The sequence below is a fragment of the Cupriavidus numazuensis genome, from assembly GCF_905397435.1.
Classification (GTDB): domain Bacteria; phylum Pseudomonadota; class Gammaproteobacteria; order Burkholderiales; family Burkholderiaceae; genus Cupriavidus; species Cupriavidus numazuensis.
In genome coordinates this window covers 56,524-73,558 of record NZ_CAJPVI010000002.1, presented here as the reverse complement: position 1 = coordinate 73,558, position 17,035 = coordinate 56,524, and the positions used below count along the sequence as shown (strand labels likewise).

The following is a 17,035-nucleotide window of genomic DNA, read 5'->3' as shown; positions in this document are numbered from 1 at the left end:
GATCAGCCCTCGGCGCGGGAAGCGGCGTAGCCCTTCGGCGCCGGCACGGCCTGTGCAGACGGCGCAGCGCCCACCGATGCGGCACGCCGATGGTCGATGCCCCCGACCGCCAGCACGGCCACCACAGCGGGTACCGCAATGGCGAGGAAGTTCTGCTCGAGTGGCAACGCCATGCCGACCAGCACACCGATCACGATCGGCGCGAGAATGGCGCCCGCACGCCCCACGCCCGAGGCCCAGCCGATGCCCGTCGAACGCGCAGCCACCGGGTAGAACTGCCCCGCATAGGCATAGGTAACGATCTGCGTGCCGATCGTCGATGCACCGGCCAGGCCCACCAGCAGGAACAGCACCGGCGTGGGCACCTTGTAGCCGAGCAGCGCGATCGACACCGCGGCCAGCGCGTACATGGCCATCAGCACGTACTTGATGCTGAAGCGATCCGCCAGCCAGCCGCCGCCGATGGCACCCAACATGCCGCCGATGTTCAGCACCAGCACGAAGGTCAGCGCGGAGCCCAGGCTGTAGCCGGCCGACGCCATCAGCTTGGTCAGCCACGAACTGAGCGCGTAGACCATGAACAGGCACATGAAGAAGGCCAGCCAGAACATCAGCGTGCTGAAGCCGCGCCCTTCGCGGAACAGCTCGCCCACGGCGGCCTTGCCGCCTGCGCAGGCGTCCGGCAGGACGAGGCGGTCGTCGTCACGGCAGGGACGCGCCGGGTCGATCGCACGCAGGATCTTGCGCACGGCGTCGTGCTGTCCGGTGCGCAGCAGGAAAGGCATGGAGTCGGGCAGCTTGCTGAGGATCAGCGGCACCAGCAGCGCCGGCGCACCGGCCGCCAGAAACACCGACTGCCAGCCGTACTGCTCCAGCAGTTGCTTGCCGAGCAGCGCGGCCAGCATGCCGCCGACGGAATAGCCGCTGAACATCAGCGTCACCAGCGTGCCGCGGATGCGGCGCGGCGAGTACTCGGTCATCTGCGCCACCACATTGGGCATGACGCCGCCGATCCCGAGCCCGGCCAGGAAGCGGCTCGCGGCGAACACCATCGGATCATGGGTCAGGCCCGCCGCGGCGGTGAACACGCTGAACAGCAGGATGCAAATGGCAATGGCCTTGCGCCGGCCGATGCGGTCGGCAATCGTGCCGAGGAAGATGGCCCCGAACATCATGCCGAACAGCGCCGAGCTGACCATGAAGCCCGCGTGCGTCGCCGACACCCCCATGTCCTTCATGATGGCCGGCAGCGCAATGCCGGCCACTGCCAGGTCATAGCCGTCGAAAATGATGATCAGCGCGCACCAGAACAGCACGCCTGCATGGAAGCGGTTGAAGGTGGCGCCGTCCGCCACCGCATACACATCGATCTGTCTCACTACCTGTCTCCTGTCGTCCAAGGGTCCCGCTTCTGGCGTCGGGATCGCGACGTTGCCGGCGGCACGTCTTCTGGCGTGGAGAATAGGAGTGGTCTGGAAGGACAGTCCAACACTGAATGGGTATTTGATGAATACCTTGCAGGTATCGGTCGCAAAGGCGCGTCAGTGTTGGGGCGGGGTGAATGGTGGAGGGGTTGGGAGCCATTCAGTTAGGGTATACATGAGTGTGGCCGGTGGGGGGCATTCTGGTGGGGGAGGGGTTATCGCTCTTGGCGGGCGCTGCTGTTTCGCCGGCGTAGCCGGCGAGTCACTTTTGTCCGAGCGACAAAAGTAACCAAAAACGCGTTTTGGTTGCCCCAAAGGGGCGAATTTTTATCGTAGTGTGCTGAGGGTGTTGTACGGGTATGGGCTTCAGAGTGAGTTACGCTGCCTGCCGCGTGGGGCATGACCGTGGGTGGGATTACGGCGCTGATTGAACGAGCCCTGCAAGCGTCTGTGGCCCCTGCTGCGAGCGATATCGTGTGATCGCCTTCGGCTGCGCTGCGCGCAGAGCTCAAGTCTGAGCATACAGGCTCACGGCAAACCAAGCCTCGGTGACGATGCCCCCGCATGGCATGCGCGAAGTAGAGAAAGGACCTCGGACGAACCTGGGCGCCAGCGACGCTGACGAGCTTGCCCCCAGACAACGACGTGCGCGCAGCGCAGCCGAAGGCGTCCCACCGCTGACCTGGTTGAAACGCTGTACCCGAGTCCGTCTTGGGGATCGTCCAAAAGCCGTGCCGCGCGAGGCACAGGTTCTGACTCACATAGCGTTAGCAGGTTGGAACGGCCGACCACCATCGCTGGCGTCCAAAGCCGTTTGAATGACTGCCGCCGTGGAATTGATGGCCAGCGGCAACGACGCGCTTTTTGGTTACTTTTTGTCGCTCGGACAAAAAGTGACTCGCCGGCTACGCCGGCGAAACAGCAGCGCCCGCCAAGAACGACTCCCCCACCACCCCTTATGTCACCCGATTCGGCGGATGCGAATTGCCGTTCGCGGACGCATGCAACCGCCGCCAGACCAGCCAAGGCAACCGTACCAGCCAGCCACCCACGAGCCGCAGGTGCATCCACCCCAGCAGCAGGTTGTCACGCAAATAGCGGAAGTGGGAAACCCCGCCTGCACGCGGATCGAAGTAGCGTACCGGCGCATCGAGGTTGACCGGCCGCACGCCACGCCAGCAAAGCCGCACGACGACCTCGGGATCGAAGTCGAAGCGGCGCATCCAGCGGCTTTCGCGCATGACGGCCCGCAGCGGTTCGATCGGGTAGACACGGAAACCGTACAGCGAATCGCCAATGCCGGCCCATAGCGTTTCGACGTTGGTCCAGAAGTTGGACATACGGCGCCAGTACACACGCTCGATCGGCGCGCTCGCATCGAATACGGGGCGCCCGAGCACCATCGCGTCCGGCTGGCGCATCGACGCCGCCATGAACTGCGCGATCAGCTGGGCCGGGTGCTGGCCGTCGGAGTCCATCACCAGCACATGCGTGAAGCCCTCCGCGGCGGCAGCCTCGATGCCGTGCAGCACCGCGGCGCCCTTGCCCTGGTTTTCGGGCAGGACCAGGACGCGCAGGCTGGAATCGTCGCGCGCCTGTTGCTGCAGCCATTGCGTGCTGTCATCGGTGCTGCCATCTACTACCACCCAGACCGGACACCAGGCCTCGCGCGCGGCACGCAGCGTTTCCCGCAGCTTCGCGCCAGGGTTGTAGCTGGGGATCAGCAGCAAGTGGGTCGGGGACGGCTGCAGGGCCATGGCGGCAAGACAGGTTCAGGCCATGCCGCCATTGACCGACAGCACCTGGCCGGTCACATAGGCTGCGGCATCGGAAGCCAGGTAGGCCACCATGCCGGCCACGTCGTCGGGGGTGCCCGCGCGGCCGGCCGGCACGATCTGGCGGATGCGCTCCGCGGGGAACGCCAGTTCGGTCATGGAAGATTCGATCACACCGGGCGCCACGGCGTTGACCGTCACACCGCGCGAAGCCATCTCGATCGCCAGCGAGCGCGTAGCGCCGATCAGGCCCGCCTTGGCCGCCGCATAGTTGGCCTGGCCGCGGTTGCCCATCACGCCGGCCACCGAGGCCATGTTGATGATGCGGCCCCAGCGCGTGCGCATCATGGGCATCAGCAAGGGCTGGGTCACATGGAAAAAGCCGTGCAGGGAGACGTCGATCACACGGCGCCACTGCTCGCGGCTCATGCCTAGCAGCGGCGCGTCGTCGTGGATGCCGGCATTGTTGACGAGGATCTGCACCGTGCCGTGTTCAAGCACACGTTGCAGTGCAGCTTCCGTGGCGTCGGCGTCGGTGACGTCGAAGGCGATGGCGGTCGAGGCACCGCCCGCGGCGCGGATGGTGGCAGCGACGGCTTCCGCCTGCGCCAGGTTGCGGTTCGCGTGGACCCACACCTCATTTCCGGCTGCGGCGAGGGCGTGACTGATGGCGCTGCCGATGGCACCGCTCGCGCCAGTGACGAGCGCCAGCCTGCGCGTAGCCTGCGGCCTGCCCTGCTGCGCCATAAATGCTCCCCTGTCCTGCTCCTGTTCGCCGGATGCGCCGTGGCCGCCGCGCTCAGCGCGTGCGGTTGGCCGCGACGTAGGCGGCCAGGCTGCCCAGCGAGGCAAAGATGGTCTTGTTGTCGGGATTGTCCGAGCGCAGTTCGACCCCGTACTTGCGCGACACCAGCAGCGCAATTTCCAGGATATCGATGGAATCGAGCCCGAAACCGTCGCCATAAAGCGGCGTATCGGCGCTCACGTCTTCCAGTTTCAGGTCGGCGATGTCGAGTTCGCCAATGATCAGGCTGGCGAGTTCCGTGTCGAGTTCGTTCATTGTCGTGAATGTCATCTTCCGCTCATAAGTGACGCCGGAAGAGGGCGAGGCGATGCTACCAAAGCCCGGCACATCGCACTATCTAAGAGAAGTTTAGTAACAACATTGGAACGACTTTGCGGAAACATCGCTGCGTCGGCCGGGTCTTTTAAGGTATAAAGCGTTCGCCTTGCCGCCGTTCCGTGCGCGAAATGTCCCCATGTGCGCGATGCGTCGGCAGAAGAAGAGTACCTTGCATCACAATAATTCCGGAATGCCCTCGAGCCAACCTCCCCGTCCAGTTGCCACGTCTTCCGCCGCAACGCCGCTGCTGCAGCGTGCCGGCTGGGTGGCTGTGCCCTTGGGCTTCCTGGCGTACGAATCGGCACTTCACCATGCGGCGCATACGCCGGGCGGCGAAGTTGCCGCATTGATCCTCGGCCTGGCGCCTTTCCTGCTGATAGCACTGGCCGCGGCATGGCGCGCCACATCCCGCCTCCCCTGGCTGCTCCTGCTGGTCGCGTGCTGCGTGGCGCTGTGGGTGGCGCGGATTCCGTTGGCGGCACATTTTGGCTGGACTTATTTCCTCCAGCACTTCGGCGCAAACGCCGCACTCGCCGCCATGTTCGGCCGGACGCTGCGCCCGGGCGCCACACCGCTCTGCAGCGAGTTTGCAGCGGCGATCCACGGCCCGCTGACGCCTGACATGCAACGCTATACCCGGCGCGTGACCCAGGCCTGGACCCTGTTCTTCGGCGCGACGGCCCTGGCGTCGCTCGTGCTCTTTGCGTTCGCGCCCATGCCGACGTGGTCGACCTTTGCCAATCTCGGCACGCCCATCCTGATCGCGCTGATGTTCGTCGCCGAAGCGGCCTGCCGCCGCGCGGTGCTGCCGGAGGCAAAGGACACCGGCGTGCTCGATGCCGTGCGCGGCTATCGCACCGTGATGACCGAGCGCGCGAGCCGCGCCGGCGCATCGCGCTGAACGCGGATTGCTTATGACGAGCACGTTCGCCCTTCTCTCTCATCCCGACCCGGGCAGCGTTATCGCCTGGCGCGGCGGCCAGCCGGTCACGGCCAGTCAGTTCCTGACAGATGTCCACGCGCTTGCGGCACGCCTGCCAGTCGGGGACCACGTCTTCAACGCGTGTGCGGATCGCTACCGCTTCGCGGTCGGGCTCTGCGCGGCGCTGCTGTGCGGCAAGGTGAGCCTGCTGCCGTCGGCGCAGACGCCGGAAACGGTGCGGCAACTCGCCGCGTTTGCGCCGGATGTCTTCTGCCTGCACGACGACGCGGAATGCAGTGTGGCGCTGCCCCGCTTCTTTTACGATGCGTCGGAACCCAAGCCCTCCGCACCGCGACCCGTACCGGACATTCCGGCAGAGCGGCTGATGGCCTATGTGTTCACGTCGGGCACCACCGGCCAGCCTGTCGCCCATGCCAAGACGTGGGGCGCGATGGTGCGCGGCGCGCGCGCCACGGCGCAACGCCTTGGCATGGCGGACAGCCGCGCATGGACGCTGGTCGGCACGCTGCCCCCGCAGCATATGTTCGGACTGGAAGCCACGGTGATGCTGGCCCTGCAAGGCAGCGCAGCGCTGGCCTCGGCCCGCGCGTTCTATCCGGCCGACATCCGCGCTGCACTGCGCGACGTCCCGCAGCCGCGCGCGCTGGTGACTTCCCCGGTTCATCTGCGCGCGCTGCTGCAATCAGACAGCGACCTGCCCGCGGCAGACCTCGTGCTATCCGCCACAGCCCCGATGAGCCGAGCCATGGCCCGGCAGGCGCAGGCTAGCCTGGCCGCACCTTTGCTCGAGATCTACGGCAGCACCGAGACCGGTGCGATGGCTACGCGCAGGACCGCCGAAACAGACGAATGGACGCTGTTGCCCGGCATCACGCTGGAACGCGGCGGCGATCCCGACGGCGAGAGCGAGTCCGCGCCCGCGATACAGGTCCATGGCGGGCACATCGAACATCCGATCGCGCTCGGCGATGCCATCGCGCCGATCGACGCCGAGCGCTTCGTGCTCCATGGCCGCAAGGCCGACATGATCAAGATTGCCGGCAAGCGCACGTCGCTCGCCTATCTCAATCAACAGCTCACAGCCATCGACGGCGTGCAGGACGGCACCTTCTACGTGCCCGATGACGTGCATGAAGACGAGGCAGCCGGCCGCGTGGTGCGGCTTGTGGCACTGGCGGTGGCGCCCGGCGTGCCGGCCGCGCGCATCCTGCAAGCGCTGCGCGAGCGCGTCGACGCCGCGTTCCTGCCGCGGCCGCTTTGCCTTGTGGACAGCCTGCCGCGCAATGCCGCGGGCAAGCTCCCGCGTGAAGCGCTGGCGCCGCTGGTGGCCGCGCAACTGGCACGGCGCCACGCACCGGGCTTTGTGATCGATGCGGGGCACCCGGCGATAGCGGGCCATTTTCCCGGCAATCCCGTGGTCCCGGGCGTGGTACTGCTGGACCATGCGATCCTGCAGATTGGCGCGGCGCTCGGTCAACCGCTCGCCGTCACGCAGGTCGGCACGGTCAAGTTCCTGAGCCCGGTCCATCCCGGCGAGCGGGTCGAAGTCGCACACCAGTTGCATGGCGACGACGCGGCTGCCGGCACGGCATCCATCCGCTTCACGCTGAGCGCGGGCGGACGTGACGTGGCCAGCGGCACGCTGAGCACGCGGGCCACGCCGGCGAGTGGGGAGGCCTTGCCATGCTGACCTGGCTCCGCAAGCCCCAGCCGCTGGACACCGACTGGTCCAGCCGGGAAGAACGCAGCAACGTCACGCTGATGCGCGTGATGACGTGGATTTCGCTTGCGCTCGGGCGCCCTGCGGGACGCGTGGTATTGCGCCTGATCGCGGCGTACTTCACGCTGTTCTCGCCGACGGCACGCCATGCCTCGCGCGCGTACATGGACCGCGCGCTCGGCCGCGAGGCCGGCTGGATCGACGGCTTCCGCCATGTCTTTACGTTTGCCTCGACCATCCACGACCGCATCTACCTGCTCAACGGCCGCTTCGACCTGTTCGACATCCGCCTGCACGGCGAAAAGCAGCTCGAACAGACGATCGCGCGAGGGCAAGGCGCGTTCCTGATGGGCGCGCACCTGGGCAGCTTCGAGGTGATCCGCGCCATGGGCCGGAAGCATCCGGACATGCGTGTTGCCATCACCATGTACGAAGAGAACGCCCACAAGCTCAACGACGTGCTGCAGTCGATCAATCCGGCCATGCGCCGCGACATGATCACGCTGGGCAAGGTCGACGCCATGCTGCGCGTGCGCGACTACCTGGACCGCGGCTACATGATCGGCATGCTGGCTGACCGCACGCTGTCGCAGCGCGCGACCGACCCGGTCCAGCAGTGCGACTTCCTGGGCGCGCCGACGGGCTTTCCGACCGGCCCGCTGCGCATGGCGGCCATGCTGCGCCGGCCCGTGTTCTTCATCACCGGGCTGTACCGCGGCGGCAATCGCTATGATGTGCACTTCGTTCCGCTTGCCGATTTCTCGCAGGTGGCACGCGGACGCCGCGAGGCCGAGGTCCAGGCCGCGCTGCAGCGCTACGTGGCGCTGCTCGAGCAGTTCTGCCGCAGCGCGCCGTACAACTGGTTCAATTTCTACGACTTCTGGCACGCCGGCCCGCCGCTGTCCGAACAGCCGCCGCCCGGCAACGAGCCCTGACCGATGCGCCGAATCCGACTGATTTTGCCGGCCCTGCTGCTGGCCGCTGCAATGCTGCCCGGCATGGCCGTGCAGGCGCTCGCCGCTGACAGTGGCTCGGCCGCCTGGGGCGTCGACCAGCTCATGTCCGCACTCGCGCAGCGCAAGTCCGGCCGCGTGCAGTTCACCGAGACCAAGTATCTGGCGATCCTCGAGCGCCCGGTGGAATCGAGCGGCGAACTCGTCTTCACCGCGCCCGACCACCTCGAAAAACGCACCCTCACGCCCAAGCCTGAGAACCTGGTGCTCGACGGCGACATGATGACGGTCGAACGCGGCGGCAAGCGCTTCACCATGCCGCTGCAGAACTACCCGGAAATCGCCGCGTTCATCGAGAGCATCCGCGGCACGCTGGCGGGCAACCGCACCACGCTCGAACGCTACTACAAGCTCGGCCTCCAGGGCCGCGCGAGCCGCTGGACGCTGACGCTCACGCCGGCCGATTCGCGCATGGCGGCCATGGTCACCCAGGTGCGTATCGAGGGCGCTCATGATGCGCTCGACAGCGTGGAAATCCGCCAGGCCGACGGCGACCGTTCGGTCATGAAGATCCGCCCCGCCGGCAAGCCATGATGCCGGCGCCGCGCGGCGGGTCGCGCATCACTGCCCTGCCCTCGGCCCGGCTGGCCGTGGCGCTCTGGCTGGCATGGCTTCTGGCCTGCGCGGCCGTCGTTGCGCGCACCGGCTTCACCGCCGACCTGTCGGCCTTCCTCCCGCGCATGCCGAGCGCAGAACAGCAGTTGCTGGTGGACCAGTTGCGTGAAGGGCTGGTGTCGCGCCTGATCCTGGTCGGCGTGGAAGGCGGCGACGCGGACGGCCGCGCGGCCGTATCGCGTACGATGGCAGCCAGGCTGCGCCAGGACGCGCAGTTCTCCGCGATCACCAATGGCGAGCCGGTCAACCAGGCCGCCGACCAGCGCTATGTCTACAACCACCGCTACCTGCTGAGCCCGACGGTCACGCCCGAACGGTTTTCTCAGCAGGGGCTATCCGCGGCTGTCGCCGAAACGTTCGACCTGCTGGCGTCCCCGGCAGGACTATTCACCAAGTCGCTGCTGCCGCGCGACCCCACCGGCGAAGTGATGTCGATGATGGGTCAGCTCGACGCCCAGCAGCGCGTGCCGATGCACGCCGGCGCGTGGGTCTCGCGTGACGGGAAGCGCGCCGTGTTGCTCGCGCAGACGGCAAGCGCCGGCTCCGACACCGACGGTCAGGCCAGCGCGATCGACGCCATCCACAGGGCGTTTGCCGACGCGGCCAAGGCCGGTCCGTACCGGCTCCTGATGACGGGGCCCGGCGTGTTCTCGGTCAAGGCACGCGACACCATCCGCCATGACGTGGAACGGCTGTCGGCAATCGGCATTGCGATCATCATCACGCTGCTGCTGGTGGTGTATCGCTCGGTGCCGCTGCTGGTGCTTGGGCTCGTGCCGGTGCTGTCCGGCGCGCTGGCCGGCATCGCGGCCGTAAGCCTCGGCTTCGGCGGGACCGTGCACGGGCTGACGCTCGGCTTCGGCACCACGCTGATCGGCGAAGCCGTCGACTATTCGATCTACCTGTTCGTCCAGTCGGCGCAGTACACGCGCAACGGGCAGCGTGACAACCGCGCATGGATCGCCGGCTTCTGGCCGACCGTGCGGCTCGGCGTGCTGACTTCGGTGTGCGGGTTCGCCTCGTTGCTGCTGTCGGGCTTTCCGGGGCTGGCCCAGCTTGGGCTGTACTCGATCGCCGGACTGGCCACCGCTGCGCTGGTCACGCGCTTTGTGCTGCCGCACCTGGTCCCTGCCAATCTGCACCTGCGCGATGTCACGCCGCTGGGCACGCGCCTTGCGGCGCTGCTGGCGCGCGCCAGCCGTCTGCGATGGCTGGTGCCCGTGGTGGCGATTGCAGCCTGCGCTGTGCTGTGGGCTCGCCACGATTCGCTGTGGGGGCGCGAGCTGTCGGCGCTGAGCCCTGTGCCGGCCTCGGAGCAGGCGCTCGACGCCTCGCTGCGCGCCGATCTCGGTGCGCCCGACGTGCGCTACCTGGTGGTGCTGTCGGGCCCGGACCAGGAATCGGTACTTCAGGACGCCGAGCGCGTGGCGCGCGAACTGGATCCGCTCGTAGCATCGGGCGTTATCGGCGGCTACGAGAATCCCGCACGCTATCTGCCGAGCGCCGCGACCCAGCGCGCGCGCCAGTCCAGCCTGCCACCGCCCGAGGAACTGGCGCAGCGCCTGCGCACGGCCGTCGCGCAGCAGCCCGTGCGACCGCAGCTGTTCGCGCCGTTCCTGGCAGAGGCCGGCCAGGCACGCTCGGCGCCCTTGCTGCAGCGCCAGGACCTCAAGGGCACGTCGATGGCGCTTGCGATCGATGCCCTGCTGACGCAGCGCGGCGATCACTGGAACGCCACCCTGCCCCTGCGCGCGCCGGCCACCGCAAAGTCCACCGATGTGCTCGACAGCCAGCCCATACGCGCGGCACTGGCGCGTGCCGGTGCCAGCCATGCCCTCTTCGTTGACCTCAAGCGCGAGTCGGACCAGCTCTATGGCGGTTATATGCGCGAGGCGCTGCACCTCTCCCTGGGTGGCGTGATCGCCATTCTCGCGCTGCTTTCGGTAGCGCTGCGTTCGCCACGCCGCGTGCTGGCCACGGTACTGCCGCTGGCCGCGGCGGCGCTGGCCGTCATGGGCGGGCTGGCGGCGCTGGGCCAGCCGCTCACCCTGCTGCATCTGGTAGGCCTGCTGCTGCTCGTGGCGGTGGGATCGAACTACGCGCTGTTTTTCAATGGCGCGGCCGGTAGCGGGCCGGCGACAGTCATTTCGGCGCATACACTGGTATCGCTACTGCTGGCCAACATGACCACGGTGGCGGCGTTCGGGCTACTGGCCTTGTCGGATTTGCCGCTGCTGAAGGCATTCGGCCTGACGGTTGGTCCGGGCGCGGTGCTGGCGTTGTGCTTCTCGGCCATCCTGGCGCCCACGCCGGCCAACGTTAGCCGCGGCAGTGGCAGGAACCATGAAGACGTCTGACATGAATCCCATCGCGGAGCACGGGCCGGTGCTGCCAACGGCGCGCCGCTGGCAGCCCGGCAGGTTGCTGTACGGCGCGGGCGTGGTGCACGCAGGCGCCGCCGCGGCCGTGCTGGCCAATCCGGCCACGCTCGCCCTGGCTGCGGCGGGTGTCGGCGTCACGCATGCGGCGCTCGCTACGGTCGGACTGTGGCCGCGCAGCACATGGCTCGGGCCGAACGTGCTGCAGCTGCCAGCAAAGGCTGGCAACAGCGTGGCGCTGACTTTCGATGACGGCCCGCATCCGGACATGACGCCGCGCGTGCTCGACATGCTCGACCGCCATGGCGCGCGCGCCACCTTTTTCTGCATCGGCGAGCGTGCCGCGCGACACCCCGACCTCGTACGGGAGATCGCACGCCGTGGGCATGCCGTGGAGAACCACAGCATGCATCACCGGCTCGATTTTTCGCTGTTCGGCCCGTGGCGCATGCGTCGCGAGATCCGCGCGGCCCAGCAGTTGCTGACCGAGATCACGGGACAGCCACCGCGCTATTTCCGCGCGCCGGCGGGACTGCGCAATCCGTTCCTCGAACCCGTGCTGTGTGCGGAAGGGCTGCAGCTTGCCGCATGGACCCGGCGTGGCTACGACACGCGTAACGGCGACCATGCCGCGCGCATCGCGCAGCGCCTCACGCGCAACCTGGCCGCTGGCGACATCCTGCTGCTGCACGATGGCAATAGCGGTGTCGATGCGGCCGGCAAGCCGCACTGCACGACAGTGCTGCCCGAACTGCTTGCAACAATTACCAACGCGGGCCTGCGCTGCGTGACGCTGCGGGCCGGCATGGCGGCATGGGACTTGCATACGGCTTGATACAATGGCCGCACCCCGCGCCCCCCACTCCACACATTCCGTGTCGCCGCTCCATCTCTCGCATTTCACTGCCACCAGTTGCATCGGCACCGGGCTAGACGACACGGTGAGCGCACTGCGGGAGCAGCGCGGCGGCCTGGCGCCATGCCAGTTCGGTGATATCAGGCTCGATACCTGGGTCGGCGAAGTGCCGGGCGTCGACGATGTCACCCTGCCGCCGGCATTGGCCGATTTTGACTGCCGCAACAATCGCCTGGCGTTGCTCGCGCTGGAACAGGATGGCTTCGCGGACCGTGTACGCGAGGCGGTGGCACGCTACGGCGCGGACCGCATCGGTGTATTCCTCGGCACCAGCACAGCAGGCGTGCTGCAGACCGAACTTGCCTACCGCCAGCGCGATCCGCAAACGGGCGCGTTGCCTGCAGGCCTGAGCTATGCCGGTACCCACAGCCCGTATTCGCTGCCCGGCTTCGTACGCGCGTATTTTGGCTTGAAAGGCCCCGCAAACGCGGTGTCGTCGGCGTGTTCGTCCGGCGCAAAGGTATTCACATCGGCGCGCCGCCTGATCGACGCTGGCCTGATCGACGCTGCTGTCGTTGGCGGCGTGGACTCGTTGTGCCACACCACGCTGTATGGCTTCGGCTCGCTCGAATTGCTCTCGGACCAGCCGTGCCAGCCATTCGATGCCGATCGCAACGGTATCTCGATCGGCGAGGCCGCCGCCTTCGTGCTGGTCGAGCGTGCGCCCGATCCCGCACCGGACGGTGCGATCCTGCTGCTTGGCATCGGCGAGTCGAGCGACGCGCACCATATGTCGGCACCGCACCCGGAAGGCCTGGGAGCGCGCATGGCCATGGAGCAGGCACTGGCCCGCGGTGGCGTCTCGCCGGAACAGGTCGACTACGTGAACCTGCACGGTACCGCCACGCGCGCCAATGACGCCACCGAAGCGCGCGCGATCTCGGCACTGCTGCCCGGTACGCCATGCAGTTCCACCAAGGGCGCCACGGGGCATACGCTCGGCGCCGCAGGCGCACTGGAAGCGGTGATCTGCGCACTAGCCCTGCGCCACGGACTGCTGCCGGCTGGCATCAACACCACGCAGATCGATCCCACGCTTGCGGTCGACTATTGCCTGGCCACTCGGGAACGGCCGCTGCGCCATGTGCTCAGCAATGCGTTCGGCTTCGGCGGTTCCAACTGCAGCCTGCTGCTCGGCCGCGCAATGGGCGGGCAATGACCATGGGTACGCGGCTTATCGCTTTTATCGATGGCATCGGCGTGCTGGGCCCGGGGCTTGGCAGCTGGGCGCAGGCCAATGAGGTGCTTGCCGGCCGGCAGCCCTACGAATCTGCGGCGACCGAACTCGCGCCGCCGACCATCCTGCCGCCCGCCGAACGCCGCCGCAGCGGCACGGCTGTCCGGCTCGCGCTCGGGATCGGCCAGCAAGCGGTCGCTGCCAGCGGCATGGACGCCGCGGAGCTGCCTACGGTGTTCACCTCTTCGAGTTCCGACGGGCACAACTTCCACGCCATCTGCGAAGCGCTCGCGCAGCCAGAGCCGCTGATGTCGCCGACGCGCTTCCACAACTCGGTGCACAACGCGGCAGCCGGCTACTGGTCGATTGCCACACGTGCGATGCGTCCGGCCAATGTGCTGAGCGCGCTCGATGCAAGCTTCAGTGCCGGCCTGCTGGAAGCGGCCGCGCAGGTGTCGGCCGACCAGGAACCCTGCCTGCTGATCGCCTACGACTCCGACTATCCGGAACCGCTGCGCACGCTGCGGCCCATCGCCGCGCCGTTCGGCGTCGCGCTGCTGTTATCGCAGCATCGTTCTGAGCGATCGCTGGCACAGATTGAAGTGGAATTGGCACACGCGCCCGCGACGCCGATGGATGATGCTGCGCTGGAACACCTGCGCCGCTCGGTACCTACCGCGCGCGCACTGCCATTGCTGCATGCCGTCGCCATGCAGTCGGCCGGCACAGTCGTGCTCGATTACCTGGAAGACCTGCAACTGCAGGTGACGGTACAGCCGCCGGTGCAGCCCGGGACTGGCGGATAGCGTGCCGGCCCCGCACACGCCGCTGGACCACGCCTGGATTGCAGCCCGGATTCCCCATCAGGGCAGCATGTGCCTGCTCGACAGCGTGCTCGACTGGGACGCGGATTTCATTCGTTGCCAGGCCACGAGCCACCGCAGCGTCGACAACCCGCTGCGCGCACACGGGCGGCTGGCTGCCGTGTGTGGCGTGGAATACGCGGCGCAGGCCATGGCCGTGCACGGTGCGGTGCTGCAGCAAGGCGGGCAGCGCCCACGCATGGGCTACCTTGCCAGCGTGCGCAAGCTCGCGCTGGACGTCGAACGACTGGATGATATAGATGGCCCGCTGACCATCGAGGCGCACCGCGTCAGCGGCGAAGGCAGCAACGTGCTCTATGCGTTCGAAGTCAGCGGTGGCGGAAAGCAGCTGCTTTCCGGCCGGGCGGCGGTCATCCTTGACGTGGCGCCACCCGGCGCCGCCTGAACGCGCTTACGCCTTCGGTGCCGGCAGGATCTTGCCCGACACTTCGCCAAAGCCGACGACGTATCCATTACCGACCGCGAAACCGCTCATCACGACTTCATCGCCGTCTTCGAGGAATGCGCGGCTGCTGCCGTCGGCGAGCTTCAGCGGCTCGGCACCGTTGCGCGTGAGTTCGAGCAGGCTGCCGTAGGAATCCGGCGTGGTGCCGCTGATCGTGCCCGAGCCCATCAGGTCGCCCACGCGCACATTGCAGCCCGACACCGTGTGGTGCGCGAGTTGCTGCGCCATGGTCCAGTACATCGCCTTGAAGTTGGTGCGGCAGATCGTGGTGGCGGCAGCGGCGCCTTGCGGGCGCAGCGCGACTTCGAGCGCGATGTCGTAGGCGTTCTGGCTCTTCTGCTGCAGGTACGGCAGCGGCTGCGGCGACTGCTCGGGGTTGTCGCGGCGGAACGGCTCCAGCGCTTCCATGGTCACCACCCACGGCGAAATCGAAGTGCCGAAGCCTTTGGAATTGAACGGCCCGAGCGGCACATATTCCCACTGCTGGATATCGCGCGCGCTCCAGTCGTTGAGCAGCACCATGCCGAACATATGGGCCGGTGCATCAGCCGTGCTGACCGGTTCGCCCAGCGCCGATTCCTTGCCGACGATAAAGCCGACTTCGAGCTCGAAGTCCAGCTTGCGGCATGCGCTGAAGATCGGGCGCGCTTCGTTCGGCAGCTTGATCTGGCCGTTCGGGCGGCGCAGGTCGGTACCGCTCACCACTACCGAGCTCGCGCGGCCGTTGTAGCCGATCGGGATTTCCAGCCAGTTCGGCAGCAGCGCGTTGTCCGGGTCGCGGAACATGCGGCCGACGTTGGTGGCGTGTTCCTTCGACGAGTAGAAATCGGTGTAGCCGGGAATCTCGACGGGAAGATGCAGCGCCACCTGGTCCATCGGCACCAGTGCGCGGTCGCGCAGCGCGGCGTTGTCGCGCAGTGCGGCGTCGGCGCCCGACAGCAGCGCAGTCAGACGCTGGCGCGTTTCCGACCACACCGGCTTGCCCAGTGCGATGAAGCGGTTCAGGCTGGCGGCAGCAAACGTGCCCTTTGCTGCCACGGGCAGCAGGCCGGCTTCATCGAGCGCGGCCAGATCCAGCACCGCATTGCCGATCGCAACGCCGATGCGCGCGGCTTGGCCCTTCACGGAAAAGATGCCGTACGGCAGGTTCTGCAGGGGGAAATGGGTCTTGCCGTCGTTGGCGGATTCAATCCAGCTGGTGGTCGGGGCGGTCATGTGGGACTCCGGAAAATGTCTGTGGCACGCGGATCTTGCCGCGTGCCGTTTGCTTGTTTTATGTGGCGCCTGCCGTGCTCAGCGCACGTTCGGGTTGAAATGCTTCTTCAGCCCTTGCCAGCAGGTGTAGTAGTCCTGCTGCAGCGATGCCGAGCGCGCTGCGTACGGCGTGGGCCGGATCACGCCCGGCGTCTCGAACATGAACGCCATGGTGTCGGTGATGTGGTGCGGCGTGGACGTGTCGGCCGAGGTGGCCTTGGCAAAGGTATCGGCATCGGGGCCATGGCCGCTCATGCAGTTGTGCAGGCTCGCGCCGCCCGGAGCGAAGCCATCGGCCTTGGCGTCGTACACGCCGGAGATCAGGCCCATGAATTCGCTGGCGATATTGCGGTGGAACCAGGGCGGGCGGAACGAGTTTTCCATGGCCAGCCAGCGCGGTCCGAAGATGACAAAGTCGATGGTGTCCACGCCCGGCGTGTCCGACGGCGATTGCAGCACAAGGAAGATCGACGGGTCCGGGTGGTCGAAGCTGATCGAGCCGATGGTATTGAAGCGCCGCAGGTCGTACTTGTACGGCGCGAAGTTGCCGTGCCAGGCCACCACGTCCAGCGGCGAATGGCCGATATCGGCACGCCACAGATTGCCCTGGAACTTGGCCACCAGTTCGAAATCGCCTTCGCGGTCCTCGTATGCGGCGACCGGGGTCACGAAATCGCGCGGGTTGGCCAGGCCATTGGAGCCGATCACGCCGAGGTCGGGCAACTGGAACAGCGCACCGTAGTTCTCGCAGATATAGCCACGCGCCTCGCCATCAGGCAGTTCCACGCGGAAACGCACGCCGCGCGGAATCACCACGATCTCCTGCGGCTCCACGTCGAGCCGGCCCATTTCCGTCACGAAGCGCACGCGGCCCTGCTGGGGCACGATCAGCATTTCGCCGTCAGCGTTGTAGAAGAAGCGGTCCTGCATCGACTGGTTGGCCAGATACAGGTGGATGCCGCAGCCCGTCATGGCGTCCGGACCCCCGTTGCCTGCCATGGTGACGATGCCGTCGATGAAATCCGTCGGCGTGGTGGGCATGGCCGGCGGGCTCCAGCGCATCTGGTTCGGCGACGGCGGTACGTCGTCGAAGCGGCTCAGGAAACGCGACTGCTCCACCAGCGTGAACGGCTTGTGCACGGCGCCCGGGCGGATGCGGTACAGCCATGAACGGCGGTTGTGGGCTCGCGGCGCGGTGAAAGCCGTGCCTGACAACTGCTCGGCGTACAGGCCATAGGGCGCGCGCTGCGGCGAGTTCTGACCAACCGGCAGTGCGCCCGGAAGCGCCTCGGTGGCGAATTCGTTGGCAAAGCCGGACATATAGCCGTGCTCGGCCAGTTGGGTGTGCGTAAGGTTCATGGTCGGATC

At 67.2% G+C, this 17,035-nt stretch carries 15 protein-coding genes; 9 read left to right on the top strand and 6 right to left on the bottom strand.

The window, feature by feature from the left end:
- Nucleotides 1-2: 2 nt before the first annotated feature.
- The 4 genes from KHO41_RS02335 to KHO41_RS02320 form a co-directional block, all read right to left on the bottom strand.
- Entirely contained in the window at nucleotides 3-1,379 is a 1,377-nt protein-coding gene (locus KHO41_RS02335; RefSeq protein ID WP_211951700.1) for an MFS transporter, read from the bottom strand.
- 1,001 nt (nucleotides 1,380-2,380) lie between these two features.
- On the bottom strand, nucleotides 2,381-3,181 hold the full coding sequence (locus KHO41_RS02330) for a glycosyltransferase family 2 protein (protein ID WP_211951699.1): 801 nt from the start codon (nucleotides 3,179-3,181) through the stop codon (nucleotides 2,381-2,383).
- A gap of 15 nt (nucleotides 3,182-3,196) precedes the next feature.
- The gene (fabG, locus tag KHO41_RS02325; protein ID WP_211951698.1) at nucleotides 3,197-3,946 is read right to left on the bottom strand and encodes a 3-oxoacyl-ACP reductase FabG; all 750 of its coding nucleotides are present in this window, start codon (nucleotides 3,944-3,946) and stop codon (nucleotides 3,197-3,199) included.
- Between the two features lie 52 nt (nucleotides 3,947-3,998).
- Nucleotides 3,999-4,274: a phosphopantetheine-binding protein gene (locus tag KHO41_RS02320; RefSeq protein ID WP_211951697.1), complete on the bottom strand. Its 276-nt coding sequence runs from the start codon at nucleotides 4,272-4,274 to the stop codon at nucleotides 3,999-4,001.
- A 238-nt stretch (nucleotides 4,275-4,512) separates the two neighbouring features.
- Here KHO41_RS02320 and KHO41_RS02315 point away from each other — a divergent pair, with 238 nt between their 5' ends.
- The 9 genes from KHO41_RS02315 (at nucleotide 4,513) to KHO41_RS02275 (ending at nucleotide 14,353) form a co-directional block, all read left to right on the top strand.
- A complete protein-coding gene (locus KHO41_RS02315; protein ID WP_211951696.1) occupies nucleotides 4,513-5,223 on the top strand; it encodes a COG4648 family protein in 711 nt (236 codons plus the stop codon).
- Between the two features lie 13 nt (nucleotides 5,224-5,236).
- On the top strand, nucleotides 5,237-6,955 hold the full coding sequence (locus KHO41_RS02310; RefSeq protein ID WP_211951695.1) for an AMP-binding protein: 1,719 nt from the start codon (nucleotides 5,237-5,239) through the stop codon (nucleotides 6,953-6,955).
- On the top strand, nucleotides 6,949-7,920 hold the full coding sequence (locus tag KHO41_RS02305) for an LpxL/LpxP family acyltransferase (protein WP_211951694.1): 972 nt from the start codon (nucleotides 6,949-6,951) through the stop codon (nucleotides 7,918-7,920). The genes KHO41_RS02310 and KHO41_RS02305 overlap by 7 nt, the downstream gene beginning before the upstream one ends.
- A 3-nt stretch (nucleotides 7,921-7,923) precedes the next feature.
- Nucleotides 7,924-8,532, top strand: a complete 609-nt coding sequence (locus tag KHO41_RS02300) for a LolA-related protein (protein WP_211951693.1) — start codon at nucleotides 7,924-7,926, stop codon at nucleotides 8,530-8,532.
- Nucleotides 8,529-10,970, top strand: coding sequence for an MMPL family transporter (locus KHO41_RS02295; protein WP_211951692.1), 2,442 nt, complete (start codon nucleotides 8,529-8,531; stop codon nucleotides 10,968-10,970). The genes KHO41_RS02300 and KHO41_RS02295 overlap by 4 nt, the downstream gene beginning before the upstream one ends.
- 1 nt (nucleotide 10,971) lies before the next feature.
- Nucleotides 10,972-11,826: a polysaccharide deacetylase family protein gene (locus KHO41_RS02290; protein WP_211951691.1), complete on the top strand. Its 855-nt coding sequence runs from the start codon at nucleotides 10,972-10,974 to the stop codon at nucleotides 11,824-11,826.
- Between the two features lie 40 nt (nucleotides 11,827-11,866).
- A complete protein-coding gene (locus KHO41_RS02285; RefSeq protein ID WP_211951690.1) occupies nucleotides 11,867-13,066 on the top strand; it encodes a beta-ketoacyl-[acyl-carrier-protein] synthase family protein in 1,200 nt (399 codons plus the stop codon).
- Nucleotides 13,063-13,890 carry a beta-ketoacyl synthase chain length factor gene (locus KHO41_RS02280; RefSeq protein WP_211951689.1) on the top strand — a complete coding sequence of 276 codons (828 nt, stop codon included), beginning with the start codon at nucleotides 13,063-13,065 and terminating at the stop codon, nucleotides 13,888-13,890. Before KHO41_RS02285 ends, KHO41_RS02280 begins: the two co-directional genes overlap by 4 nt.
- A gap of 67 nt (nucleotides 13,891-13,957) precedes the next feature.
- Nucleotides 13,958-14,353 carry a hotdog family protein gene (locus KHO41_RS02275; RefSeq protein WP_244873696.1) on the top strand — a complete coding sequence of 132 codons (396 nt, stop codon included), beginning with the start codon at nucleotides 13,958-13,960 and terminating at the stop codon, nucleotides 14,351-14,353.
- A 6-nt stretch (nucleotides 14,354-14,359) separates the two neighbouring features.
- On the opposite strand, the gene fahA is transcribed toward KHO41_RS02275, so the two are convergent.
- Nucleotides 14,360-15,628: a fumarylacetoacetase gene (fahA, locus tag KHO41_RS02270; protein ID WP_211951687.1), complete on the bottom strand. Its 1,269-nt coding sequence runs from the start codon at nucleotides 15,626-15,628 to the stop codon at nucleotides 14,360-14,362.
- Between the two features lie 78 nt (nucleotides 15,629-15,706).
- Entirely contained in the window at nucleotides 15,707-17,026 is a 1,320-nt protein-coding gene (hmgA, locus tag KHO41_RS02265; RefSeq protein WP_211951686.1) for a homogentisate 1,2-dioxygenase, read from the bottom strand.
- Nucleotides 17,027-17,035 lie beyond the last annotated feature (9 nt).